This is a genomic window from Robinsoniella sp. KNHs210, assembly GCF_000686105.1.
Classification (GTDB): domain Bacteria; phylum Bacillota; class Clostridia; order Lachnospirales; family Lachnospiraceae; genus Robinsoniella; species Robinsoniella peoriensis.
This window is the reverse complement of record NZ_JMLZ01000002.1, coordinates 312,752-337,213: the sequence shown is the minus strand read 5'-3', so window position 1 is coordinate 337,213 and position 24,462 is coordinate 312,752. Positions and strand designations below refer to the sequence as shown.

General features: G+C 41.5%; 17 protein-coding genes and 1 pseudogene. 6 read left to right on the top strand and 12 right to left on the bottom strand.

The genetic code is table 11. The features are described from left to right. Positions 1-134 precede the first annotated feature (134 nt). Entirely contained in the window at positions 135-1,739 is a 1,605-nt protein-coding gene (locus CD03_RS0108335; protein ID WP_027293251.1) for a CTP synthase, read from the top strand. A 230-nt stretch (positions 1,740-1,969) separates the two neighbouring features. On the opposite strand, the gene CD03_RS35925 is transcribed toward CD03_RS0108335, so the two are convergent. Further along, on the bottom strand, positions 1,970-8,308 hold the full coding sequence (locus CD03_RS35925) for a glycosyl hydrolase family 95 catalytic domain-containing protein (RefSeq protein ID WP_052377734.1): 6,339 nt from the start codon (positions 8,306-8,308) through the stop codon (positions 1,970-1,972). A 529-nt stretch (positions 8,309-8,837) separates the two neighbouring features. On the opposite strand from CD03_RS35925, the gene CD03_RS0108310 reads away from it, so the two are divergent. The 3 genes from CD03_RS0108310 to nagA are packed head-to-tail and all read left to right on the top strand — an operon-like array spanning position 8,838 to position 11,378. Then, complete coding sequence (locus CD03_RS0108310) at positions 8,838-9,443, top strand: carbohydrate-binding family 9-like protein (RefSeq protein WP_027293249.1); 606 nt, start codon at positions 8,838-8,840, stop codon at positions 9,441-9,443. Between the two features lie 59 nt (positions 9,444-9,502). After that, positions 9,503-10,237 (top strand): glucosamine-6-phosphate deaminase, encoded by a 735-nt coding sequence (gene nagB / locus CD03_RS0108305; RefSeq protein ID WP_027293248.1) that lies wholly within the window; start codon positions 9,503-9,505, stop codon positions 10,235-10,237. Positions 10,238-10,259: 22 nt separating this feature from the next. Further along, positions 10,260-11,378: an N-acetylglucosamine-6-phosphate deacetylase gene (gene nagA, locus CD03_RS0108300; protein ID WP_027293247.1), complete on the top strand. Its 1,119-nt coding sequence runs from the start codon at positions 10,260-10,262 to the stop codon at positions 11,376-11,378. A gap of 67 nt (positions 11,379-11,445) precedes the next feature. On the opposite strand, the gene CD03_RS32905 is transcribed toward nagA, so the two are convergent. The 5 genes and pseudogenes from CD03_RS32905 to CD03_RS0108280 all read right to left on the bottom strand — a co-directional run bounded on the left by CD03_RS32905 (position 11,446) and on the right by CD03_RS0108280 (position 17,507). After that, on the bottom strand, positions 11,446-12,888 hold the full coding sequence (locus CD03_RS32905; protein ID WP_052377733.1) for a polysaccharide deacetylase family protein: 1,443 nt from the start codon (positions 12,886-12,888) through the stop codon (positions 11,446-11,448). A gap of 62 nt (positions 12,889-12,950) precedes the next feature. Next, complete coding sequence (locus tag CD03_RS0108290) at positions 12,951-13,826, bottom strand: DegV family protein (RefSeq protein ID WP_027293246.1); 876 nt, start codon at positions 13,824-13,826, stop codon at positions 12,951-12,953. A 270-nt stretch (positions 13,827-14,096) separates the two neighbouring features. Further along, positions 14,097-15,539 (bottom strand): glutamate synthase-related protein, encoded by a 1,443-nt coding sequence (locus tag CD03_RS39445; RefSeq protein WP_044289837.1) that lies wholly within the window; start codon positions 15,537-15,539, stop codon positions 14,097-14,099. Between the two features lie 66 nt (positions 15,540-15,605). Further along, a pseudogene (locus CD03_RS39440) lies at positions 15,606-16,946 on the bottom strand ([FeFe] hydrogenase, group A); the annotation flags it as partial. A gap of 87 nt (positions 16,947-17,033) precedes the next feature. Beyond that, positions 17,034-17,507 carry a zinc ribbon domain-containing protein gene (locus tag CD03_RS0108280; protein WP_027293245.1) on the bottom strand — a complete coding sequence of 158 codons (474 nt, stop codon included), beginning with the start codon at positions 17,505-17,507 and terminating at the stop codon, positions 17,034-17,036. Between the two features lie 953 nt (positions 17,508-18,460). Between CD03_RS0108280 and CD03_RS0108275 the strand changes: the two genes are divergently transcribed. Together CD03_RS0108275 and CD03_RS0108270 are read left to right on the top strand one after the other, a co-directional pair. Next, entirely contained in the window at positions 18,461-18,748 is a 288-nt protein-coding gene (locus CD03_RS0108275; RefSeq protein ID WP_027293244.1) for a hypothetical protein, read from the top strand. Positions 18,749-18,942: 194 nt separating this feature from the next. After that, a complete protein-coding gene (locus CD03_RS0108270) occupies positions 18,943-19,497 on the top strand; it encodes a manganese efflux pump MntP (RefSeq protein WP_027293243.1) in 555 nt (184 codons plus the stop codon). Positions 19,498-19,566: 69 nt separating this feature from the next. On the opposite strand, the gene CD03_RS0108265 is transcribed toward CD03_RS0108270, so the two are convergent. The 6 genes from CD03_RS0108265 to CD03_RS38525 all read right to left on the bottom strand — a co-directional run bounded on the left by CD03_RS0108265 (position 19,567) and on the right by CD03_RS38525 (position 24,333). Further along, positions 19,567-19,770 (bottom strand): hypothetical protein, encoded by a 204-nt coding sequence (locus CD03_RS0108265; protein ID WP_027293242.1) that lies wholly within the window; start codon positions 19,768-19,770, stop codon positions 19,567-19,569. Between the two features lie 57 nt (positions 19,771-19,827). After that, a complete protein-coding gene (locus CD03_RS0108260) occupies positions 19,828-20,487 on the bottom strand; it encodes an ABC-2 transporter permease (RefSeq protein WP_027293241.1) in 660 nt (219 codons plus the stop codon). Then, positions 20,484-21,341: an ABC transporter ATP-binding protein gene (locus CD03_RS0108255; protein WP_027293240.1), complete on the bottom strand. Its 858-nt coding sequence runs from the start codon at positions 21,339-21,341 to the stop codon at positions 20,484-20,486. Before CD03_RS0108255 ends, CD03_RS0108260 begins: the two co-directional genes overlap by 4 nt. Before the next feature lie 5 nt (positions 21,342-21,346). Beyond that, positions 21,347-21,721: a GntR family transcriptional regulator gene (locus tag CD03_RS0108250; protein WP_027293239.1), complete on the bottom strand. Its 375-nt coding sequence runs from the start codon at positions 21,719-21,721 to the stop codon at positions 21,347-21,349. A 196-nt stretch (positions 21,722-21,917) separates the two neighbouring features. Next, complete coding sequence (locus CD03_RS0108245; RefSeq protein WP_027293238.1) at positions 21,918-23,282, bottom strand: FAD-dependent oxidoreductase; 1,365 nt, start codon at positions 23,280-23,282, stop codon at positions 21,918-21,920. 34 nt (positions 23,283-23,316) lie between these two features. Further along, complete coding sequence (locus CD03_RS38525; RefSeq protein WP_242849066.1) at positions 23,317-24,333, bottom strand: rhodanese-like domain-containing protein; 1,017 nt, start codon at positions 24,331-24,333, stop codon at positions 23,317-23,319. Positions 24,334-24,462: the final 129 nt, after the last annotated feature.

Sequence of the window (24,462 nt, the reverse complement as noted above, 5' to 3'; positions counted from 1 at the left end):
TGAATCTTTGTTTATTTGGCGCAAATTTTATTTTTTTGTAAAAAACACTGTATTTATTAACTCTGAAGGTGTATAATTCTTTCGTTATTTTTTGACCAGCACGAGAGTGTGTTTGAGAAAACAGGAGGAAATTTATGCCAGTAAAGTATGTATTTGTAACAGGCGGAGTAGTATCAGGCTTGGGAAAAGGCATCACTGCCGCTTCACTCGGCCGCTTACTGAAGGCCCGGGGATACAAGGTAACCATGCAGAAGTTCGACCCTTACATCAATATTGACCCCGGAACTATGAATCCTATCCAGCACGGCGAAGTATTTGTTACAGATGACGGTGCCGAAACGGATTTGGATTTAGGACACTATGAGCGGTTCATTGACGAAAGCCTTGATAAGAATTCCAATGTAACCACCGGTAAAATTTACTGGTCCGTACTGCAAAAAGAACGTCGCGGTGATTTCGGCGGAGGTACTGTACAGGTCATCCCCCACATCACAAACGAGATTAAGAACCGTTTTTACCGGAATTTTACATCCGATGAAACAAGAATTGCCATTATTGAAGTCGGCGGTACGGTCGGAGATATCGAAAGCCAGCCTTTCCTGGAATCCATCCGTCAGTTCCAGCATGACGTAGGCCGGGAAAACGCAATTCTGATTCACGTAACTTTAATCCCTTACCTGAAAGCTTCGGGAGAAATGAAAACCAAACCCACCCAGGCAAGTGTAAAAGAATTACAGGGTATGGGTATTCGCCCGGATATCATTGTCTGCCGTTCCGAACTGCCGTTGGAACAAGGCATCAAAGACAAAATCGCACTTTTCTGTAACGTCCCTAATCATCACGTCCTGCAAAATCTGGATGTGGAATATCTGTATGAAGCACCTCTTGCAATGGAGCAGGAGCATCTGGCCCAGGTGGCATGTGAATGTCTGAATCTGGAATGCCCAAAGCCCAATCTGGAAGACTGGGAAGACATGGTAAATGCTCTGCGACATCCAACCAAAGTAGTAGAAATTGCTCTTGTCGGTAAATATATCCAACTCCATGACGCCTATATCAGTGTTGTAGAAGCCCTTAAACATGGTGGTATCGCCAGCCGCGCCACAGTTAATATACGCTGGATTGATTCAGAATTATTAAATGAGAACAATATTTCAGATCTCCTTGGAGATGTGGATGGCATTCTGGTGCCCGGAGGTTTCGGCAACCGGGGAATTGAAGGAAAAATTATGGCGATTGCATATGCCAGAACACATGAGATCCCTTTCCTTGGGCTCTGTCTGGGCATGCAGCTTGCCATAGTTGAATTTGCCAGAAATGTGGTTGGTTTCCATGATGCACACAGCATCGAACTGGATGCTTCCACTACCCATCCCGTGATTTCCCTGATGCCGGACCAGGATGGTATTGAAGACATCGGCGGCACTTTAAGACTTGGTTCTTATCCCTGTATCCTGGACAAGTCATCGAAAGCATTTGAGCTATATGGTGAAGAAACTATACAGGAACGCCACCGACACCGTTATGAGGTGAATAACGACTACCGTAAGGCATTGACCGGCAATGGCTTAACCCTTTCCGGAATCTCACCCGACGGCCGCATTGTGGAAATGGTTGAACTCAAAGATCATCCGTTCTTCATCGCCACCCAGGCACATCCGGAGTTGAAGTCACGTCCAAACAGGCCGCATCCGCTCTTTCGCGGATTGGTAGAGGCTGCTTTGCGCTATCAAAAATAAGCAAAACAGCCTCTATATAAATTTCTGTAACGCACAGATCTGTTTGGATTCCTAGCATATAAAGATGTATTATCACGATTATCCCTGTCTGGAACTACATTTATATAGGTAGAAAAAGCCGCACAGCAATTTCGGTCCGCACCCACTAGTTAAACTCTCTGGTCTGACTAACGGGTGCAGTTCCCTTTGCTGAAGCGGCTTTTTCTATGATCTGTTTGTGCGTATTCTGCTTACTTTATTGTAATTCTCTTGGATGCAGAGTATGCACCATAAACCTTCTCTCCTCTTTCCATGTATCCACGGATACGGAATCTGTACTTAGTTCCCTTTTTCAATCCTGCCTTGGTGTAAGCTGTATTTTTACCAGGTTTTGTGGAAATTTTCTTATATTTTCCATTTCCTGTCTTCATAAAGATTTCAATCTTATCTGCCTTAAACTTATTCCAGGATATTTTCACTTTCTTTCCTGACTGTTTCAGGGATATGGTCGGTTTTACAGGTTGTGTTGCTGTAATCATAGATTTGGAAGCAGAACCGCTGCCAGCTTTGTTTACAGCAGTTACACGGTATTTATATTTTGTCGCAGCCTTTTTCTTTTTGTCTACATAAGAAGTTTTCTTGGTGGTTGCAATTTTCTCCCACTTTTTCTTCGAATAGTTATAACTGCTGACAATATATGATTTTGCTCCTGTTTCCTTCTTCCATGATATTTTAATGCTGTTTGTTGTCTGTTTCGATGCTTTTACACCAGTTACTTTTCCAGGTTCCATCAGCTTCCATTTTGCTTTCAGGGTCACATCGCCCTTACAGATATCCGTTGATTTTACCTGTGTATTTCCCAGATACCAGCCAAGGAATTTGTAGCTTCCTTTTTTCGGTGTAGGCAGGTTACCATAAGGTTTGCCTTCCTGTACTTTGATTTCTGCCGGTAAAACGTATCCGCCATCTGTATCAAAGATAACAGTGTACTCTTTCACTTCCGGATCCGGTGTTGGTTTCGGTGCTTCTGTAACAATTACGCTGCAGGATGAGGACTTCTGTCCATCTACAGTTGTTGCTGTAATATTAGCTGTTCCTGCTGCTTTCGCCGTTACAACACCTTCATTACTCACACTTGCCACTGCTTCATTGTCCGTAGCCCACACTACTGCTTTATTTGTTGCATTTTCCGGTGTATATCCTACTCTTAAGGTAGCCTTCGTTCCGGTCTGCATTGCTGCACTGGATGGGTTTATCTTAATGGATTCAACCGGTATCTGCTTCGGTATTACATTTACCGTACAGGTAGCTGTCTTATTTCCATCCGCTGTAGTAACAATGATTTCTGCGATGCCTTCTTTTAATGCTGTGATCTTACCCTTGTCAACACTTGCAACTGTTTTGTTGTTTGAATCCCAGGTAACATTTTTATTGGTTGCGTTTTCCGGCTGAACGCTTTCTTTAATGACAGCTGTTTTGCCTACTTCAATATTAATTGCTTGTTTATCAAGGGTTACACCAGTTACTTTTATGATTTCCGGTTCTGGTTCACTCTTTACAGTTACTTCACATGTTGCTGTGAATCCGCCTTCTTCTGTGGTTACTGTAATCGTAGCTTTACCATCTGCAACTGCTGTAACTATACCGCCATCTACAGTAGCAACAGCTTCATTGTTTGATGTCCAGGAAACGTTTTGATTCGTTGCATTTGCTGGTTGAACAGCTGCTGTAAGTGTTGCTGTTTCTTTTAGCTTCATTTGCAGTGCTTCAGGCAATAATGTTACCCCTGTAACTGCTATATCTTTTCTTGATACGGTTACTTTACAGATTGCTGTTTTGTTGTTACTTTCTGTGGTAACTGTAATATTTGCAGTACCTTCTTTTATTGCGGTTACGACTCCTGCCTGGGAAACGGTCGCCACTGCTTCATTATCAGAACTCCAGCTTACATTCTGATTTGTTGCATTTGAAGGTGTAATTGTATGAGTTAATTTTTTGGTTCCTTCTTCTATTAAAGATAATTCTGCCGGCTCAACACTGACACTTTCTACTTCTACAATTTCAGGTTCTCCGTTTTCTACTGTAATTGTAGCGGTATCACGGATGGTATCATTTTCTGCTGATGTGACTGTAATTGTAGCAGTTCCTTCTGCCACACCGGTTACAACACCACCTGCTACCGTTGCTACGCCTTCATTATCAGAAGTCCAGATCATATTCTGGTTAGATGCATTTTCCGGCTGTATTTCCCCGGTTAAAGTTACACTTGCTCCTGTTTTAACAGTTGCATCTTTTGGTGATACGGTAATTGCGCTGACCGGTATCACTTCTTTTTCCGTAACGGTTACTGCACATTGTGCCGTTTTGTTTCCATCTGCTGTGGTTACGGTGATTGTCGCATTTCCTGGTTTCAGTGCATTCACTACACCATTAACTACAGTTGCCACTTCTTCATCACTTGATGACCAGGTAACATTTTTATTTGTTGCATTAGACGGGATTACCGCTGCTGTTAATGTTGCTGTGGTTTCTTCTACTAATGTAACTTCATTCGGTGTCAGTTTGACTCCGGTTACTGCTGTCGGGTCTGTGACTGTCTGTCCTGTTTCATATAAGTAGAATTCTGCTGCTGAAATAAAGTCATTTGCTGGTGTACCTGCTGTCTTTGTTGCCCTGATTTGAATTCTTTTTGCACTTACAGGTGTAAACTTAGCTATTTTTTTGTTTACATTATTAGCCCATTCACCACTTCCGCCTTCTATTTTCTGGAAATCATCTCCATCTTCTGTCGTGCTATAATACAAATCATAACCCAATATTCTTCCATTTTCTTGTGAACGCGTTACGTATTCTAATTTGTTGATTTGATATAATTTGTCAAGTGTTATTGTAAAAGTGTTATTTACACCATTTTCAATATCTGGCATTGGTTCATGTGTATAAGCAGTATGCCATATAGTACTTTCATTTCCATCAACCGCATTAGAAGCTGGACCATCGGAAGCTCCAGGTGTATCACTTTGCTGGCTGTCAGCTACTGCCGTCATTTTATTGGATGCTATCTTGTTGGATGTTTCTTCCCATAAAGCAGTTAACGTAACATCACTCTTCTCAATACGATACTTAGAACCTGCAGCATATGTGGTTTCTCCGTCACTCCATCCTGCAAAAGTCATACCGTCAATTGTAATACCGCATTCCGGCAATGTAATCGCGCTGCCTTCATATTCTGTAATAGACTCCGGAAGATTTCCTTCTCCTTCTTTATTACTTTCAAAAGTAATGGTGTGCTGGTCGCCTAATACCTGGAATGCATCAAATTCTAATTTCGTTCCTGTACTGGCTGGATTCCTGGTTCCTGTTCCAACCAATTTAATAGTATGTTTCGTATCCTCAAGACCTGCTTTTTCATAAACCATCTGTTGCTTCAGGCCTTGTGGTGTCGGATCGTAAAAGTCAATAGAATCTGCTTTTACTCCGTCAATGTAAACGTCCATGATTCCCCAGGTTGCATTCTTAGTTGCATACACACGAATGCCCTTACCCGAGAATACAAAGGAAATTGTATCATCTGCACTGCTGGTTTCTACAAAATGAATTCCACCGCCATAATGCGCAGCATCTTTCCACGTCTGCCATCTGGAACTATATTCAATTCTGGAATCAGAATCATCTACCATTCCTCTTACCGTAATATCCAGTGCACTGACGGTTTCCGAATACAGACTTTCCACACCATTTTCTACAGAGGTTATTTTATATCGAACCTTCGTAATATCTTTTACTGCTGTTTTATCTGTATAGTTTGCTTTTGTCAGACCTTCTGCGACTTTTTCATAAGAACCATCTTCTTTACGATATACATTGTAAGTTGCAGTTTCGGAAGCTGCTTTATCCCAGGTTAATTCTACCCCTGCTGCTCCGGTATAAACTGCTTCCAGATTTTCCGGTCCCTTTGCAAGTTCCGGGAAATTAGTAATGGTATATGTTTCACCCTGTGTTGATACAAACTGGATTCTGTCTCTTGACAATTTTGTAAATTCTACTTGCTTACCCTTAGAATCTACTACATTTGCCTGGCTGATTCCAGTATACTGTACCGCACAATCTCCACCATTCTTTGACAGGATCTTCACACTGGTTGCTTTTCCATCTTCCCAGTTAATATCTGTCTCAAAGTTTCCTCTTGCTACAATTCCTTTTACTGATCCGCTGGACCATGCATCCGGAAGTGCAGGAAGTACATTGATGTAACCCATATTACTCTGCATTAACATTTCATTAACGCCGGAGGTATAACCAAAGTTACCATCGATCTGGAACGGAGCGTGGGAATCAAAAAGGTTTGGATTGATACCATCGTTGAACAGTGTCTTCACTAAATCATAAGCACTGTTTCCCTGTCCTGTTCTTGCCCAGGAATTGATACGCTGACCCATTCCCCATCCGGTACTCTTCATACCACGGTCTTTTAAGGAAACGATTGCTGCATCCATATACTGATCATTGTCTACGGAAATCAAATCTCCCGGGAACAGTCCCAGTAAATGTGACATATGGCGATGTCCTCTTTCACCAATGCTTCCCAGGGTAGTTTCATTGTACCATTCTTTAATCTGTCCGCTTTCACCGATTTCGATTGGTGCTAATCTGTCCTGAGTATCCTGCCATTTCTGAATCAGAGCCTCATCTTCACCTAAAATCTTAGCACCGATAATTGCATCTTCGTATAATTGCCAGATCAGTTCCTGCTCGTATGCATTTCCCAATGTCCTTGGTCCATGCTCCGGGGAATATGTAGGAACAGATACCAGTCTTGTGGATTTCTCACCATTCGGCTTTGTAATTTCAACACCACTGTCTGTTAAAATCTGATCATAAAGCTTTGCTTCTTCTTTTAACATCGGATACAACTTATCTCTCATGTATTCAACATCGCCGGTGTATTCATAATATTCCCAGCAATTCTGAAGAATCCACGGTACCGCTGCAGGTGACCATCCCCAGGAAAATGCCCATCCGGGACAAGTCCATCCAAACGGTGTATTCTGTGTATGTGCAGTAAATCCATTCTCCGGATTTTCTTCTGTGCTCTCTATTCCAAAATAATCTTTTGCAGTAACACGGCCAGGTTCACGTAATCCATCCACATATTCAATCAATGGTTTTGCGCATTCCGCCATATTTGCAGAATAGGTTGGCCAGTAATTCATCTGAAGATTTACATTCATGTGGTAATCGCTGCCCCAGGGTACACGATTTGCATCGCCTACACGGTTCTGCCATACACCCTGTAAGTTTGCCGGTAAATCCCCTTCTCTGGAAGACTCAATCGTCATAAAACGTCCATACTGGTATAAGATAACTTCCAATTGGCTGCGTTCTTCTGGTGTTGCAGTATTTGCCTTATAAGCTGCCAGCAGTTCATCTGTTGGCTTGGAAGAAACTCCCTGTCCCAGATCCAGATCTACACGGTCAAAGATATTGGTATAGTCCGCAATGTGGTCCGCTTTTACCTGATCGTAATTTTTACCTGCTGCTTTTTCAACTGTTGCTTTCACACTTGCAGCCAGTTCCTCGTCGCTCTCTCCAGTGCGGTATTTCGGATAGGAATCTTTATAGTCTGTATCTGCTGATACATATATTACTACAGAAGAAGCATCCGATACATGCAATGACTGGTTATCTGATCCCGGATTAACCTGTCCTTCTGTGACAACCTTCAGCATGGAATTCATTTTCAGCTGATTATCCTGCATCTGTCCGGCAGTAACCAACGTATTTCCTTCTGCTTTATAGGTAACCGATTTACCTAATCCGTTATTTGCAACATTCTCTGCATTATCTACCGGGAAACTCACGTCAAATTCTAACTTTTTCGATCCATCTGCCGTCAATTTCATAGCCAGTACATTATCTGCATAACTAATAAAATATTCTCTGTGGAAATTCGTTCCTTCCAGGGTATAATCTACATTTGCAATTGCTTTGGTAAGATCAAGATCCCTCTGATAGTTCTGAACAGCAGTACTATCCGTAACCCCTTTAAAGTCCAGATAAATATCGCCCCAGGACTGATAAGCCCCATAACCATCGGATTCTCCTGTCAATTGATTACACAGATTGGAAGCTTCATCGTTTTTCCCTTCCAGGAAAAGCTGTCCTACCGATTTAAAGACATCTGACATTTTTGCCCCGTTGGATGCCGTCTGTTTATTTCCGCCATTATAATCCGGCCTTTTCGTACTTGGTCCGCCATTCCATAATGTCTTCTGGTTAAAAGTAAGGTGTTCTTTTCCAATTTCACCATACACATTTGCGCCCATATAGCTATTGCCGATTGGTAATGTAAGCTGCTGCCAGCGGTCATCTTCCGCTGTTGTTCCGAAACCGCCCGTTCTGCCTGGGATAAGATTTCCCTTGCTTGCCGGTTTATTGTACCACAATCTGAGTGGATTCTCCTGTCCTGCTGCTTTTGTCTCCGCTTTGGATTCCGCCGCCTGCACATTGAGGACATCTCCTGGAACCACTAGGGATGTTGCAACCATACATGTACTTAAAATACCTGCTATCATCTTCTTCAGTTTCATAGTAATCTCCCTTACAATTCGTTATACAATGAATTAGCGACGCTTTATCTTCCTGGCTTTTAATTTTTCTTCTCCTTTCCTGTTATTTTCATCAACATTCACAAAAAACCACCTCAGATATCTCTTCGCACTATCAAAGCTTGCCTTAATATAACATGACGAGATGTGCATTGTAAACATATGCAACCGTTACTATTTTACTTTTATTGGTTAATATTTTATCCATTTTATTACATATTTTTAACTTTTTAGTCATATTGCCTATTATTTTATCTTTCTTGTCTTTTTTACTTATTGTATTTTTATGTTTATACCAAATCTTCATAATTTTGAATTGAAAAATTGCCTAACATCAGACCTGCTAAAGAATGCTTTCTGTCTGTTATTCATTTGTACATTCCTGCTATTTTTTATAATTATTTGCCAATTTCTCATGAACCCTTTGCCTTTTTTTCCTGTATAGGTTACAATAGTAATTGTGAGCATACAAGCTTTCTAAGTTCGATTTTATATGCAAGGGAGGTATTTAATGGAATACATAATCCAAACCATTTCTTCAAAAGAAGAGATTGGAAATTGTCCTGTTTTTAATGTTGACCAGTATAACTGGGGAGGCGACTATCGTCCTAAAACCTATGGAAGTCTGGGATTTATCCCCGGAACCGGATTTTATGTAAAAATGACCTGCGAAGAAAAAGATCCGGTAAGGAAATATTTTAATCCCAACGACCCGGTACATCTGGACAGCACTATGGAAGCATTCTTTCAATTTTATCCTGCGGAACGCCCGAATTGCTACATAAACCTTGAAGCAAATTCCAACGGAGCACTCCATGCCAAATATGGGGACGAAAGAAACAACCGAAAGATTTTTCCAATGGAACTGCATGAAGCCTGTCAATGCACCGGTACTTTATACGAAAACTTCTGGACACTGGAATTGACGGTACCACTGGACCTGATCCGGTATGTGTATGGTCATTGTGATTTCCAAACAGGAAATGCCATCACCTGTAATTTTTATAAAATAAAAGAGAGCGAAGGTCTGACTCATTTTGGCAGCTTTACAAAGATTGAAAATGAAACACCAAATTTTCATTTACCACAATTTTTCGCAAAAGCAGTCATACAATAGAAATACAAAACGTTAAGAAAGCAGAGCTACTCTGCCGTAAATAGAAAAGGAGAATAATTATGCAAATAGTAAAAGCAAAAGATTATGATGATATGAGTAGAAAGGCAGCAAATATTATTTCTGCACAGGTTATCATGAAACCTGACTGCGTACTGGGTCTGGCTACCGGCTCAACTCCGATCGGAACATACAAACAATTAATTGACTGGTATACCAAAGGTGACCTGGATTTTGGACGTGTCACCAGTGTAAACCTGGACGAATACAAAGGACTTGGCGCCGACAGCGACCAGAGCTACCGTTATTTCATGAATACCAACCTGTTTAACAGCATCAATATCCGCAAAGAACGTACATTTGTACCGGATGGTTTAGAACCGGATGCGGATAAAGCGTGCTCTATGTACAATCAGATCATTTCTGATGTAGGCGGAATTGACTTACAGTTATTGGGACTTGGACATAACGGCCATATCGGTTTTAACGAACCAAGCGATAATTTTGAAAAACAGACACATTGTGTTGACTTGACAGCAAGTACCATTGAAGCAAACACACGTTTCTTCGAAAAAGAAGAAGACGTTCCAAGACAGGCATACACAATGGGAATTCAGACCATTATGCAGGCACGCAAGGTTTTAGTAGTTGTCAGCGGAGCCGACAAAGCTGAAATCCTGAAAAAAGTAGTGGAAGGACCAATCACTCCACAGGTTCCTGCATCCATTCTGCAGCTTCACAATGATGTAACAATTGTAGCAGATGCTGCAGCTTTATCGAAAATTGAAAATGCATAACAGTAATGAAGGGAAATAAAATATGATAATAAAAAATGCAAATGTATTTCACTCAGATGGTTATTTTGAAAAAAAAGACCTCTATATACAAAATGATAAATTTGCTGACAGCCCAGATACGGAAGATGAGGTAATTATCGATGCGGAAGGCATGTATGCTATTCCCGGATTGACGGATATCCACTTTCATGGCTGCGTAGGCTATGATTTCTGTGATGGAACGGAAGAAGCCATTCAAAAAATTGCAGAATATCAGCTTAAAAACGGCATTACGACCATTGTGCCTGCAACGATGACTTTCGATGAACCGCGTCTGGAAAAAATCTGCAAGACTGCAGCTGCCTATGAAAATAAATCAGGTGCTATCCTCTGCGGTATTAATATGGAGGGTCCTTTTATTGCATCAAAGAAAAAAGGAGCTCAGAATGGTAAATATATCCACAAACCGGATATTGATATGTTCCGCCGCCTTCAGGCTGCATCCGGAAACCTTGTAAAACTGGTTGATATTGCACCGGAAGAGGAAGGCTCAATGGAATTTATTGACGCCCTGAAAGATGAAGTTGGAATATCCATCGCTCATACAACAGCTGATTATGAGATTGCAAACGAAGCATATGACAGAGGTGCAAGACATGCAACCCATCTCTACAATGCGATGCCACCATTTTCCCATCGTGAACCCGGTGTAATCGGAGCCGCATGCGATCATGATAACTGCCGTGTTGAATTGATCTGTGATGGTATCCATATCCACCCTTCCGTAGTCAGAACAACCTTTAAAATGTTCGGAGATGACCGTGTTATACTGATCAGCGACAGCATGATGGCAACCGGTCTGACAGACGGTGACTATTCCCTTGGCGGCCAGCCGGTAAAAGTAGTCGGAAACCTGGCAACTTTAGAGAGTGGTACCATCGCCGGTTCCGCGACGAATCTGATGGACTGTGTCCGCACAGCCGTTAAAAAAATGGGCATTCCCCTTGCAAGCGCTATCAAATGTGCTGCAGTTAATTCTGCAAAATCCGTTGAGATATATGATCAATACGGCAGCCTGGAAACAGGTAAGATTGCAAATATTGTTCTTCTGGATCAGGACCTCAATATTGAAAAAGTATTGTTAAAAGGGAAAGAAATCTAAAATAAAAAGAGCAGCAGAGAAATCATTACTTTTTCTCTGCTGCTCTTTTCTATACGCCTCATTCACTTTAATATAAACTAGAATACACCGCACCATTTGTCAGTCCGCCCCGCTTATAATATCCCAGCTCACTGACGGTAACCAGCTGATACCCTCGTCCTAATAATTCCGGTATTATAATTTCAGCTGCCGCAACGGTAGGAAGATGAATATCATGCATCAAAATAATGTCTCCATCTCTTACATGGTTTAGAACTGCATCAACTGTACTCTGGGTATTTCTTGTTTCCCAGTCCCTTGTATCAATCGACCACATAATTACTGGCATTCCTGCCAATGCGTTTACCGCAGCATTATAAGCTCCGTAAGGCGGCCTTAACAGCGTAGCATTATGCCCTGTTATATTCCGAATATTTGTATTGGTACTGTTAATCTGTGACGATATCTGACTATCTGAAATTCTTGTCAGCTGTGGATGATCATATGTATGATTGCCAATCTCACATTTTAAATCATATTCTCTTTTCACCGCATTTGGATAAATCGGAATACTCTGGCCTACCAGGAAAAATGTTGCCCGCACTTTATTTCTATCAATACAGTCCAGCAGCCTTTCTGTATATGGTCCGGGACCATCATCAAAGGTCAGCGCCACCATAGGTTTTTTCGGATCGATCTTTGGGGTTACTTTCGCTTTTGGATCGTACACACCATTCTTATTAAAGTGGTACCACTGTCCTTCTATGAAGGAATCTCCCGTGGTTCTTGTCCCATCTTCCCGGAAATAATATTTCTTTCCATTTCGTTTGAGCCAGCCAGCTGCCATCCTGCCGTCAGACTTCAGGTAATAATATTTGTTATGGTAACGCAGCCAGCCTGTCACCCGCCTGCCGCTCCCGGTAAAATAGTACGTAGCGGAACCGATCTTCTGAAAACCTTTTGACATTTTGCCATCTTTTCCAAAATGATAACGCTTTTTGTCGATGGTACGCCACCCCACAGCCACCTTACCGTCTTTACCAAAATAATACTTATTCTTATGCCAGTTAAACCAACCGGTCCTCATCACACCCGTCCTGGTATTTGAATAATACTGTCTGCGCTTATATTGAAACCATCCTGTTCGCAGTGAACCGTCTTTATTTAAAAAATACTTGTAATTGCCATATTTTTTCCAGCCGGAAACACGGAATCCTTCTTTATTAAAATAATAGATTTTTCCTTTAATATTCACCCACTGATGAGAAGCATAAGTCCCATTAATAAAACGGAACTTATATCTGCCTGCCGATTTCACCCATTTTCCGTTTCTGCGAGCTGCTTTCATGACATTTTTCAGCTGCGGCTGTCCCTGGATTGCTTTTCCAGAGACTTTCCTTCCGGTCTTAGTGCCGCTGCCAGACTTATCAACAGTTTTCTGAGACTTTGCCGATGCTCCTGTTGAGGACATCATGGCTACTGTAATAATTACAAGAAGTGCCCATATCCACCTCTTTTTTCCACACTTCATAACCTTCCCTTCTCTCTTTCTTCAATCCTCTTATCCACTGAACATTAATTATTTTACTATTATTATTTTACTGATACATATTTCCGATAACATCCTATTGCAATTGCCCCTTCGCCTATATGACATGACACACTTAAAGATAATGGGTCCATACGGCATGGGATGTCAGGAAATGCTTCTTCAATTTCTTTCTTCCAGATCAATGCCTCTTCCAGATTACCGGAATATGCTGCTCCAAATTCCATATTTCCCTGCTGCGCATACTCCTTAAATCTCGTAGCCAGATCCTCTTTTACGGCATCCAGAATCGTTTTTTTAGCCTTCACTTTTCCACGCACTTTCGCATAAGCATCCAGCTTCGCGCCCTGTATCTGTAAAACAGGCTTAATATTTAAAATCGTACCAACCGCTGCTGCTGCCGGAGTGATTCGTCCGCCTTTTTTCAGATATTCTAACGTTTCTACTGTAATATAGATACTGGAGTCCAATGACATATCTTCCATTTTATTTTTAATTTCTGATGCACTGAACCCATCCTCTGCCATCATAATTGCGTCCATAACAGATTGATACTGTGTAACTGAAATTCTCTGGTTGTTTACAACCTGTACTTTTCCGTCAAACCCCATGGATAAACTCATTGCATTTTCACACGAGGAACTCAGTCCGCTGGACATCGGGATATGAACGATTTCTTCATTTTCTTCCAATAATTGTTCCCAGAGTTCCGTAAGATCCCCCGGAGATGGCTGAGATGTGCTGATATCAGCTCCGGATGCCAGTTTCCGGTAGAACTCTTCCTGGCTCAGGGTAATATCTTCCATAAACATTTCACCGTTGATAAAAAAAGGCATCGGTACTACATGAATCCCTAATTCTTTTGCCTTATTCTGTGTTATCCCACTATTACTATCTGTAACAATAGCTATTTTTTTCATATTCATATCTTCCTTCTTCTGCATTTTAACGATTTTAGACATCATTGTTATTGTATCTAATATTGACTTATATTACAACATTAATTTAGACTTTTTTACTATATCTTGTATATTTTCACATAGTTTTCATTACTACATCACAATATATATGTCCTGTGCAAAATAGTCTGGAAGATTCTGTTTCATCATATAAGTTAAGCCGTATCTGATCACAGTTACAAGCTATAGTAATTGGGTTCGGATACGGCTCACTATTATTTTAAAATTAATTTATGCATGTGGAATATTTGTAAATTCGGATATCTCTCTGTCAATGGTGCACAAATCACTGACATTCATATCATGCAGATTTTCATGTCCGGTAATTCTGGCAAAGGTTTTCAAATCCTTAAAACTACAATTCAGGAAATTTGCCACACGTTTTGCAGATGAATCTACTTTCAAACGTTTTCGAAGCTCCGGATCCTGTGTTGCTACTCCAACCGGACAATTACCACTTCCACAGATACGGTATTGCTGGCAAGCCGCTGCGATTAAGCCTGCAGATGCTACTGCTACCGCATCCGCTCCCATGGCGATTGCTTTCGCAAAATCAGATGATATACGCAGACCACCGGTAATAATAAGATCAATGTCAGCACCTGCTTCATCCAGATATTTTCTGGCACGATATAATGCGTAGATCGTTGGCACGCTGGTAGCATCCCTTACGATCTTCGGGCTGGCTCCGGTTGCACCGCCCCGTCCGTCAATTGTAATAAAATCAGGTTTGGCAAAGACACAGAATTCCAGATCCTTTTCTATTCTTCCCGCAGCTATCTTAATTCCAATCGGCCTTCCTTCTGAAGCGAAACGAAGTTGTTCAACAATGTCGCGCAGATCCTCTTTCGTATTGATATCTTCAAACTTTGATGGACTGATCACATCCTGTCCAATGGGCTTATTTCTAATTTTTGCAATTTCAGGTGTAACCTTGCCTCCTGGAAGATGTCCACCCATTCCTGGCTTTGTACCCTGACCGATTTTAATTTCAATTGCATCTGCATTTTTCAGATTCTCCGGTGTAACACTGTAATGATTCGGTACATATTCAAAAATGTATTTATAAGCTGCATCTCTTTCTTCCGGCAAAATTCCGCCTTCGCCGCTGCACATCGCAGTCTTTGCCATTGCACTTCCCTTAGCTAATGCCTCTTTTACCTCTTTTGATAATGCCCCAAAAGACATATGTGAAATATATACCGGTCCTTCTAAGACCATCGGCTTCTTCGCATGCTTTCCAATTACCGTAGTGATGTCTACCGGTGCATGTTCATCAAGCGGCGGTGGATTTAACTGGGCACCCAGAATAAGGATATCATCCCAGTTTGGCATTGGCATTCTGGTACCCATCGCTTCGATTATTGTTTCTCCGGTCATTGCCATCTGATGAATTTCACTCATAAATCGATTATTGGAGTCTTTCCTGACATATTCTTTTGGATAGGCAAGCGGATTTTCATTTTCTTCCTCTGATTCCACATCCTGTGCCCTGACAGCTTCCTCCGTCATAGAGCTTTCGGATATCACCACATCAGAATTTAGTGCGCCTAATTTTTCAAATACATTTATCGGATTCTTACAAATCGGGCATTCCTTTAATTCAGTAATAAGAGCTCCTTCTTTTTCTTCGTCATAAATATATCCGCAGATACTACATTTAAACTTTGACATACTTTTCACGCTGCCTTTCATCCCTTCGCCGGAACCTGCGTCCAGATCCCCGCTTCTGTCAAAATAACCGGTATGTAACATTTCTTCTGCGAGCTTACTTAATGACTCACCGTAGAAATCTTCATATAATTTAACAATCTCTTCATTTCTATGGCTTAAACGCAGCTCCATGCTTTTATCTCTGTCATACAGGCTCTTTATACGCTTCTCTCTTAGCGTGTCACCCAGCCATTTTGTATCCTTAGGCTGACCGCCTCCGCCAATGCATCCGCCAGGGCAGGTCATAACTTCAACGAAATGATAATCTGCTTCCCCAGTCTTTATTTTTTCCATAAGCTTCTTAGCATTTGCCGTACCATATACTACAGCCACCTTAACATCCAGATCTCCGATTCGTACACTTGCTTCCTTGATTCCCTGAAGCCCTCTGACCGGTTGGAGATCATACAGTTCTTCCGGCGCTTCTTCTTTGGTAATAAAATGATAGGCTGTTCGAACAGCTGCTTCCATAACACCGCCGGTATTCCCAAAAATCACACCTGCACCTGATGCTTCACCCATGAAATCATCGTAGTCTGAACCTTCAAGAGACACAAAATCAATTTCTTCTTCCCGCGCCCATTTTGCCAGTTCTCTGGTAGTAATGACATAATCCATATCCCGCATACCTTCTATGCCCAGATATTTAGACGCCGCATTCATTTCTTCACGCCGAATCTCAAACTTCTTTGCCGTACAGGGAGTTACCGCCACATTAACTATTTTTTCAGGATCAATTCCCATTTTTTTCGCAAAATAAGTCTTAATGGTAGGTCCCTGCATTCCGATCGGGCTCTTCGCGGTAGAAATATGCTCTCTCATATCCGGATAGTAGGTTTCCACAAACTTTACCCAGGCAGGACAGCAGCTGGTAAACTGGGGCAGCGGCTTATTTGCTTTTGTCACACGTTCCACCAATTCACTGGCTTCTTCCATAATGGTCAGATCCGCCGCAAAATTAGTATCCAGAACATAGTCCGCTCCAAGTCTGCGGATGAGTGCCACCATTTGATCCTGGACAAAACTTCCTTCCTCCAGACCAAATTCTTCACCAAGCGCCGCTCTGACAGAGGGGGATGTACTGAATATGACAATTTTCTCTTCTGCTTTTACTGCTTCACGAACTTGGTCGTATTCATAGACTTCCGTTATACTTTCCACCGGACAGACATTAGCACACTGACCGCAGTGTATACAGATTGGGATATCTCCTGTCTTCCTCAAATCATATGTTCCTGCTACTGCAATGTCGTTTGTACAGACCTGTTTGCACTGACCGCACTTGATACATTTTTCCTCATGACGCTGAATAGATGGATTGCCGGGCTCGATTGGTACCCGGATGTCTGTAAACTGATGTTTGCTCATATGTACTTTTCCTTTCATATTCTTTAATATTAGTAATGATTACTATTATTAATTATAGGACATTTTCCATCTTCTGTCAACGATATATTAACCGATTCTTTTACCGCATTGTCCACAGAATTTTGCATCTGTCTCAACATCATTTCCACAGTCGGGGCATTTCCTGCCTTCTGTTTTTAATTTTGCTCCACATTCCTTGCAGAAAGCATGATCACAGGGATTCGCTGCTCCGCACTCTGCACAGACTGTACAGTCTTCCTCTTCACATTCTTCTCTAGTTTCCTCTTCTCTGCCTTTTGTTCCCGACTGCAGGTCAAATAGTTCTTCTTCTGCTGCCTGACGCTGTCTTCTGGCTGCTAAAAGCTTATTAAGATCTTCAGGAAAGCGAATTTCCCCATCCTGTTCCAATGCCTTTTTACCAACTTCTCTATAAATCTCATCCTCTTTTGCTTTAAACTTTTTAATATCACTTTGCAGCTGAAAAGCTCTGATACACGGGTCATCCTCTGGCATTAGTTCTGATAAGCCTTTCATTAAACTACTAAATATATCTCCTGTCATTTTGTTTACCTCCGTATTATTATCTATTCTTTTGGGTTTCTCTGCAACTAACAACTGATATTTCAAGCCGTTACCTGAATTATACCACAAGTAACCTTTTTATCAAATATTTGTCTGTAATTTTTAATAAAATTCTAATATTTTTTATCTCCTTATGAGTAGTTTAAGAAGACGCTTTGTATCTAGTACAGCGAAATATTTCAGCTTAAATTTGGGTTTAGATGAGTAATGACGCTTTGTATATGATAGGTAGTGTACGGAAAGATGGGGGTGGGAAACTGATATGGACTCCGTCAGCTTGCCGCAGAACTGGTATTTTCTAACCTTTGCGGAGCGCTTTTTGGCGGCACGCAGGCATTCGCTCCGAAATCCTGATGCATTTCGCAGCTCACTGCCCGCTTAGTATCCGATGGGAGCCAATCGAATACTATCCGCCAAAAAACACTCCGCAAAGCTAAGTAAATACTCAGCTCTGCTCTACGCTTCCTCCGCCCATATCAGTTACCCACCCCCATCTTTCCGAGATTCATGTTAACGCCACAAAGCTGGTTTTCTCAGCAGGTTGGAACCCCTGGGCTGTGGCTGGCTGTTCTTTATTGGATGCAGCGTATTATGTTTCGGCTGTTTATGCGTAAAAGATGAAAGTTTGCTACTTTTTCTGGAATGAAGAAACAAATCACAGTGCTAAGTTCAGTTGCTTTATGCTATTCGTTTTCAGCATGATAGATGCCCTGAGGCTTAAGCTGTCTGTTCTTTATTTGATGGAACGCAGTATATTTTTGGCTGTTTATGCATAAAAGAAGATGAAATTCTACTTCTTTTTCTGATCACAGAAAGAAAAACAAATCTCGTTCTCAAGATCAGTTGCTTGACATCATTAGCTTTACGCCAGTCGCGTCCAGCATGCCACAACCCCAGGGTTCCATCATGCTGAGAAAACCAGCTTTGTATCAATGAATGCTATCCCGGAAAGAGAAGGCGGCGGACCAGGACAGGTGTTTGGAAGGCGTATAGCAGAGCTGAGCATTTACTTACCTTCCCGGAGTGCTTTTTGGCGGATACAATTCGACTGGCTCCCATCGGATTGTAAGCGGGCAGTGAGCTGCAAAATGCATCAGGATTTTGGAGCGAATGCCCGCGTGCCGCCAAAAAGTGCTCCGGGAAGGTTAGAAAATGCCAGTTCTGCGTTAAGCCTTCCAAACACCTGTCCTGGTCCGCCGCCTTCTCTTTTCGTACACTAACTACTAATACAAAGCGTCCTTAATCAGCTAAACCCCAATTTAAGCTGAAATTGTTCGCTCTAGAGCGTGTTCTCAACTCCCCTTTGTCACATCACGGATATCCGGGAATATATTATATAGAGGTGATAATCCGTTTACAGCTGTCACCATCCTGATTTGAATGCCTGCAAAGGCAGGCAGATGGGAGTTTTAATATGTCAATCATGTTTCCGCTTTTGATTGGTATCGCAGTCAATCTGGATAACTTTGTTATCGGAATGAATATGGGGATACGCGGTCAGAAGCTTACCATATTTTCTAACTTTCTAATAGGTCTGACAACCGGAGTCTGCGCGTTCGGCTCAACCTATGCTGCCAGGTTAATTACCGGAAACTTCCTGGTATATACAAATTTTATAGGTGCTGTAATTATGATTTTCTTTGGTTACTTCTGCCTGATCAAAGATTCTATTCCCAAAAATACCCAGGACCAGGAAAACGAAACAGATTTCTGCGCACCCTGTATGCAGGAAACTGTCTTTCTGGGGTTTGTACTTGCAATCAACTGCATCCCCCCTTCTTTCAGTGCCGGTGTCATGAATATGTCTCCACTGTATATTGCATTTTTCGCAGCTTTGTTTTCCTGTATTTCTATGCATGTAAGCAACCGTTTAGGATACCGGCTGCTTCATTTCCGGTTTATTAAAATGTTATCTCCTGCTTCCTCCATTCTGTTAATTGCAATTGGTATTATCGAATTGATTGTATGACGTTCTGGTGTGAAGGATCGAAAAGAGCAGAGAATTATTAAATCATCTCTGCTCTTTTCGATGTGCTGTTTATTTCTTAAGTGTATTTTTGATTTGTATGACTATTTGCCGGAAAGAACTGCAGCAGTGATAATTGCCATATCTAATGATGATTCCCATTATTCCGCATATCACCACCACCGCTAAAAATAACTCACTGGGAATCATTTTCAGAAAGTTTAATGTCAGAACGACTACAATGAGCGTTCCGTTGATTACACCATATTTTTCCATGTATCCACCTCCAGGATCTTAGCTGAATAAATATAAATGCAGCATGCTTAAATGAATTTATATCTCCTGTTTTTCGCAGATCCGGATGCTGACCATAAACGATATAACAGCCATAATGCAAACTATAACAAAAAAGCCTGCTGTAATTAAATATCCATTATTCATGACAAACTGAAAAATCTCCTGGTAGGAACCAATCTTTTCCTGCGTGGTGGAAAATAGCAGGGCAACCAGTCCGGCTGCCAAGATCGGCATGACTCCAATCAGGCTTCTCCCTTTCACAATTCCCACTTTGTATACAAAAGGATACATGATCAGACATGCTGCAATATCCATCAGTACCCCGCAGACAAATAAACCCATATCCAAACCAGTAATCTGTACGCCAAAACTGCCGGAAATAACAGCAACCAGCAGACCTCCCAGCATTTGTACGAGGGCACTTGTCAGCAGAAACAGATATCGTCCCAATACCATATTCTTTACCGTAGCAGGCAGAGATACATAAAATACTTTTATTTTCTGGCTTTCTTCTCCCAGAAACGGCGTCATTGCCAATGTAGGAAAAAGAAAGATCAGCATAAATGCCCCCATAACAAAGGAGCGCTGGAATATCACGAACAAAAATACCACAACCGGATAGAAGAACACAATTTTATTCATCATAGCTAATGTTCCAAAATCCATTTTCAAAAAACGCATTGTATTACCTGTCATCTTTTTCTCACCCCCTGAATATAAAACACTATGATCTGCTCTATACTTGGCTTTTCAACAAGAAAATCCTTACGTATATATTCCAGCTGTTCCGTTTCCAAAAGTCCTTCAAATCCAATCTGGGTTTTCTTCGCACCAATCAGCTTTTTTTCCAGATCTCCCGTCAGATCCTCCAAACCTCCTTTAATCACCACGTATTTATCCAGGATTTCATCCTTGGTGTCAAAGAATACTTTATTGCCCTGATTCAGAAAGAAAATAAAATCTGCAACCTGATCCAGATCGCTCATAATATGCGTGGAAAGCAGAACACTCCGCTCCCCATCTTCAATGTATTCCTGGAGTTCTTCCAGAATTTCCGTGCGGATGACCGGATCCAGCCCGCTTGTAGCTTCATCCATAATCAAAATCTTCGTATCCCTGGACAATGCGCAGGCAAACATGATCCGAACCTTCATTCCCTTGGAAAACTCTTTTATTTTCTGATCTTTAGGAAGATTCCATTTGGAGAGATAGTCATAAAATACTTTCTTTTGGAATGACGGATAAAATCCTGCCAGTATTGCCGCAAGTTTTGCAGCGGTATATTCTCCCGGGAGATAACACTCATCCGCAATATAGCCGATCTGGTCTTTATATTTTATTTCATCTTCCTCAAAGGTAATGCCATTTACCCTGATCGTACCCATTTCGTGTTTTAACTGTTCCATAATCAGCTTAATCGTCGTGGTTTTTCCTGCTCCATTCTGTCCTACATATCCGCAAATATAGCCTGCCGGAATCTGAAAGCTGATATCATTCAGTTGAAATCCACCTCTCTGTTTAGATAAGCCTTCTACTTCTAATATGTTCATACATTTCACTCCTCATGTAATAATGCCTCTAAGATACCTACTAACTCTTCTTTCTGAATCTGCGCATACCGTGCATTTTCAATTGCTGTTTCAAATGCCTGTTCAATTCTCTTCAGATACTGCTCGCGAACCATTTCATTATCCCTTGGCAGAACAACGCTGCCTTTGCCCTGCCGGGCTGCAACAAACCCCTCCTGTTCTAATTCACTGTAAGCCCTGGTTGTTGTGATTACGCTGATTCCCAGATTCTTAGCCAGCTGCCGGATAGAAGGAAGTGTCTCTCCTTCTGGAATTGTCCCATTCATAATCTGCTCTTTTATCTGCTCTTTTATTTGTACATAAATCGGTAGCTCCGACTGGTTTGAAACAATGACTTTCAAACGATCACTCCTTATCAATATTGATATTATAGTATATACTGTATATATATCATTATATACAGTTGTTTGTATTTGTCAATAGTAAATTCCAAAATAAAATGATTCACCCATGATTCACCCTATAGCGATATGTATACGCAAAAAATACCGCAGCCTTTCGGCGCGGCATTTTCACTTCAATATACTGATCGATACATTATACTGCAAATAAATCATTAAAGGCTTCGCTCATTGTCGGATGTGTATAGATCTGGTCTCTTAAAATCTGATAATCCAGATCAGCATCCATCGCAAGCTTGATTAAATTAATCATTTCATACGATTCCTCGCAAAAAAGCATCGCACCCAGAATCTTATTTGTATCTTCATCTATTATAACTTTTAATAAACCATCCGGCTGCTTTAATACCTGTGCTTTAGGAATTGCAGCGGCAGCAAGCTTTGCAATTTTAACATGATATCCGGCTTTTCCAGCCTCATCTTCATTTAATCCCACCCTGGAAAAAGAGGGTGTTATAAACACACTGTAGGGTACATTCTGACGTTTCTTCTCATTATACTGACCTCCGTTTAACTGAGACCAGACGATTCGGAAATCATCCAGGGAAACATATGTAAACTGCAGACCGCCAACCACATCTCCCATAGCCCAGATATTTGGTGCCGTAGTTTTTCGGTTCTCGTCTACCTTTACCGCGCCTCTGGACGTAAGCTCTACCCCGGCTGCTTCTGCATTTAATTCTGCCGTATTAGGTTTTCTTCCGGTAGCGACCAGAATTGCATCTGCTTCTAATTCCTGCCTTTCACCTTTCCAGACAACGGTTAAGGATGCATGATCCCCATTATTATGAATCTGCTCAATCTGAGCACCCAACCGAAATGTAACACCGGAATTCTCAAGTGCACTTTTAATCGCATCTGCAATGTCACGGTCCTCACGTTTAATCAATGTCTCACCATCCTGAAGCACCGTCACTTCTGATCCGAAACCGGAATAAATGGAGGCAAATTCCAGTCCGATATATCCGCCGCCGATAATAACCAGCCTCTTTGGCAATCTTTCCAGGTCCATTAAAGTTTCACTAAAATATACATAGGGATTATCTTTGATCCCATTTATTTCCGGAATAACAGGGGTTCCTCCCGTATTAATAAAGATCTGCCCCGCTTCCAGTTCCTGTACTTCATTTTTCATTTGTACCTTTACTCTGGTATTGGATAAAAAGCTGGCTGTTCCATTATAAATGGTCACGTTTGGCAGATCATCCAGTTTTGCAAAATTTTTCCCACGGAGCATAGCTGTCAGATTTCTTTTCTCATGGATAGCCTTGGCATACCAGTCAGCCTTTTGCGCAAAATCAGTTCCCTGGTTCCTTCTTGCTGTCTGCGAATTACGGACAAGGGATTTTGAAGGAATACATCCTACATTAATACAGGTACCTCCATACATCTGATCTGATTTTTCCACCAGTGCAACGCATTTTCCCTGTGCCGCCAGCTTTCCTGCAAGTGTCTTACCACCTTTGCCAAAACCAATTATTAATGCATCATATTCCTTCATTTTAAATCCTCCTTTTCCCGTATATCATGAAATTTTATTTTACCTGTTCCAGTAAATCATTTATAATTGTTTCCCAGTCTGCTTTGCTTCTGGCACCCGTCTGAATTTCTCCCACCTGTTTGCCATCTTTATCTACAAATATTGTGGTGGGAACTACCGAGGCATCCTGAAGCGGTCCCATCAGTAAATCCATAGACGGGAGTAGGTGGGTATAACCTGCACCCGTTTCTTCAATTGCATACTTCGCCGTCTCGATCTGGGAAGCAGAAATTGTGCCGTCATTTGTAATAACGTCTGTTACGATTCCAACGATCTGGAATCCTTTATCTGCATATTCCGTATTAATTTCACCCAACTCGGGCATTTCACGCAAACATGGCCCGCAGAAAGTTGCCCAGATATTAACCATCGTAAGCTCATGATCTTTAAAAATATCCTGGGTTACTTTATTTCCGTCAATATCCGTTGTAGTAAATGCGCTGAGGCTCGGGTTGTCATTCTGGGCCTCCATAATTTTTGAATCCCCAACGGCTATCGGGGTTTCCTTTGTCTCTTTTTCAGAATCTGCATTCTCACTGCCGGATACCGTATCATAAGGCCAGTCGTTAATGCCGCCAAAATCATATACATTAGTGTATCCCGCTTTCAGCATCTTCTTGGCTGCCTGACTGCTGCGGTTGCCGCTTCTGCAATAGATCAAGATCTCCTGGTTTAAATCCGGAAGCTGCGCTAAAGGTTCTTCTCCGATTTCCTCATTTGGAATCAGAACCGCTCCGTCAATATGTTTTTCATCATACTCTTCCTGGGTGCGTACATCCAGAATAACCAGATTATCCCCGCTGTCGATCCTTTTCTTTGCTTCCTCTGCCGTAAGCTTTTGATATTCTGCCTTACCGGCTGTCTCTGATGTATTTTGACCAGCCTCTGTCGTACTCTGTATATTTTCTTTGGTCTCTTTTGGCGAAGATTCTGCTTTGTTACTGCCACAGGCGCTCAATACCACTGCTGCCGAAATCAAAATTGCTCCCATAACTAACCGTTTATGCTTCATTTTTGCCTCCTCATCAATTCATATCTGTTTAATTGTTATTGAAATTGTTACAGTTGATACTGTAATATTATCAGTTACAGTTAGGTTTGTCAAGTACTTTTGTACATTATTTCCTTTAAATAGATATTT

What these genes read in the sequence shown, in the direction of transcription:
- CD03_RS0108335 (WP_027293251.1), top strand. Translation starts at nt 135, where the DNA reads ATGCCAGTAAAGTATGTATTTGTAACAGGCGGAGTAGTATCAGGCTTG.
- CD03_RS35925 (WP_052377734.1), bottom strand. Translation starts at nt 8,308, where the DNA reads ATGAAACTGAAGAAGATGATAGCAGGTATTTTAAGTACATGTATGGTT.
- CD03_RS0108310 (WP_027293249.1), top strand. Translation starts at nt 8,838, where the DNA reads ATGGAATACATAATCCAAACCATTTCTTCAAAAGAAGAGATTGGAAAT.
- nagB (WP_027293248.1), top strand. Translation starts at nt 9,503, where the DNA reads ATGCAAATAGTAAAAGCAAAAGATTATGATGATATGAGTAGAAAGGCA.
- nagA (WP_027293247.1), top strand. Translation starts at nt 10,260, where the DNA reads ATGATAATAAAAAATGCAAATGTATTTCACTCAGATGGTTATTTTGAA.
- CD03_RS32905 (WP_052377733.1), bottom strand. Translation starts at nt 12,888, where the DNA reads ATGAAGTGTGGAAAAAAGAGGTGGATATGGGCACTTCTTGTAATTATT.
- CD03_RS0108290 (WP_027293246.1), bottom strand. Translation starts at nt 13,826, where the DNA reads ATGAAAAAAATAGCTATTGTTACAGATAGTAATAGTGGGATAACACAG.
- CD03_RS39445 (WP_044289837.1), bottom strand. Translation starts at nt 15,539, where the DNA reads ATGTCAAAGTTTAAATGTAGTATCTGCGGATATATTTATGACGAAGAA.
- CD03_RS0108280 (WP_027293245.1), bottom strand. Translation starts at nt 17,507, where the DNA reads ATGACAGGAGATATATTTAGTAGTTTAATGAAAGGCTTATCAGAACTA.
- CD03_RS0108275 (WP_027293244.1), top strand. Translation starts at nt 18,461, where the DNA reads ATGAATGCTATCCCGGAAAGAGAAGGCGGCGGACCAGGACAGGTGTTT.
- CD03_RS0108270 (WP_027293243.1), top strand. Translation starts at nt 18,943, where the DNA reads ATGTCAATCATGTTTCCGCTTTTGATTGGTATCGCAGTCAATCTGGAT.
- CD03_RS0108265 (WP_027293242.1), bottom strand. Translation starts at nt 19,770, where the DNA reads ATGGAAAAATATGGTGTAATCAACGGAACGCTCATTGTAGTCGTTCTG.
- CD03_RS0108260 (WP_027293241.1), bottom strand. Translation starts at nt 20,487, where the DNA reads ATGACAGGTAATACAATGCGTTTTTTGAAAATGGATTTTGGAACATTA.
- CD03_RS0108255 (WP_027293240.1), bottom strand. Translation starts at nt 21,341, where the DNA reads ATGAACATATTAGAAGTAGAAGGCTTATCTAAACAGAGAGGTGGATTT.
- CD03_RS0108245 (WP_027293238.1), bottom strand. Translation starts at nt 23,282, where the DNA reads ATGAAGGAATATGATGCATTAATAATTGGTTTTGGCAAAGGTGGTAAG.
- CD03_RS38525 (WP_242849066.1), bottom strand. Translation starts at nt 24,333, where the DNA reads ATGAAGCATAAACGGTTAGTTATGGGAGCAATTTTGATTTCGGCAGCA.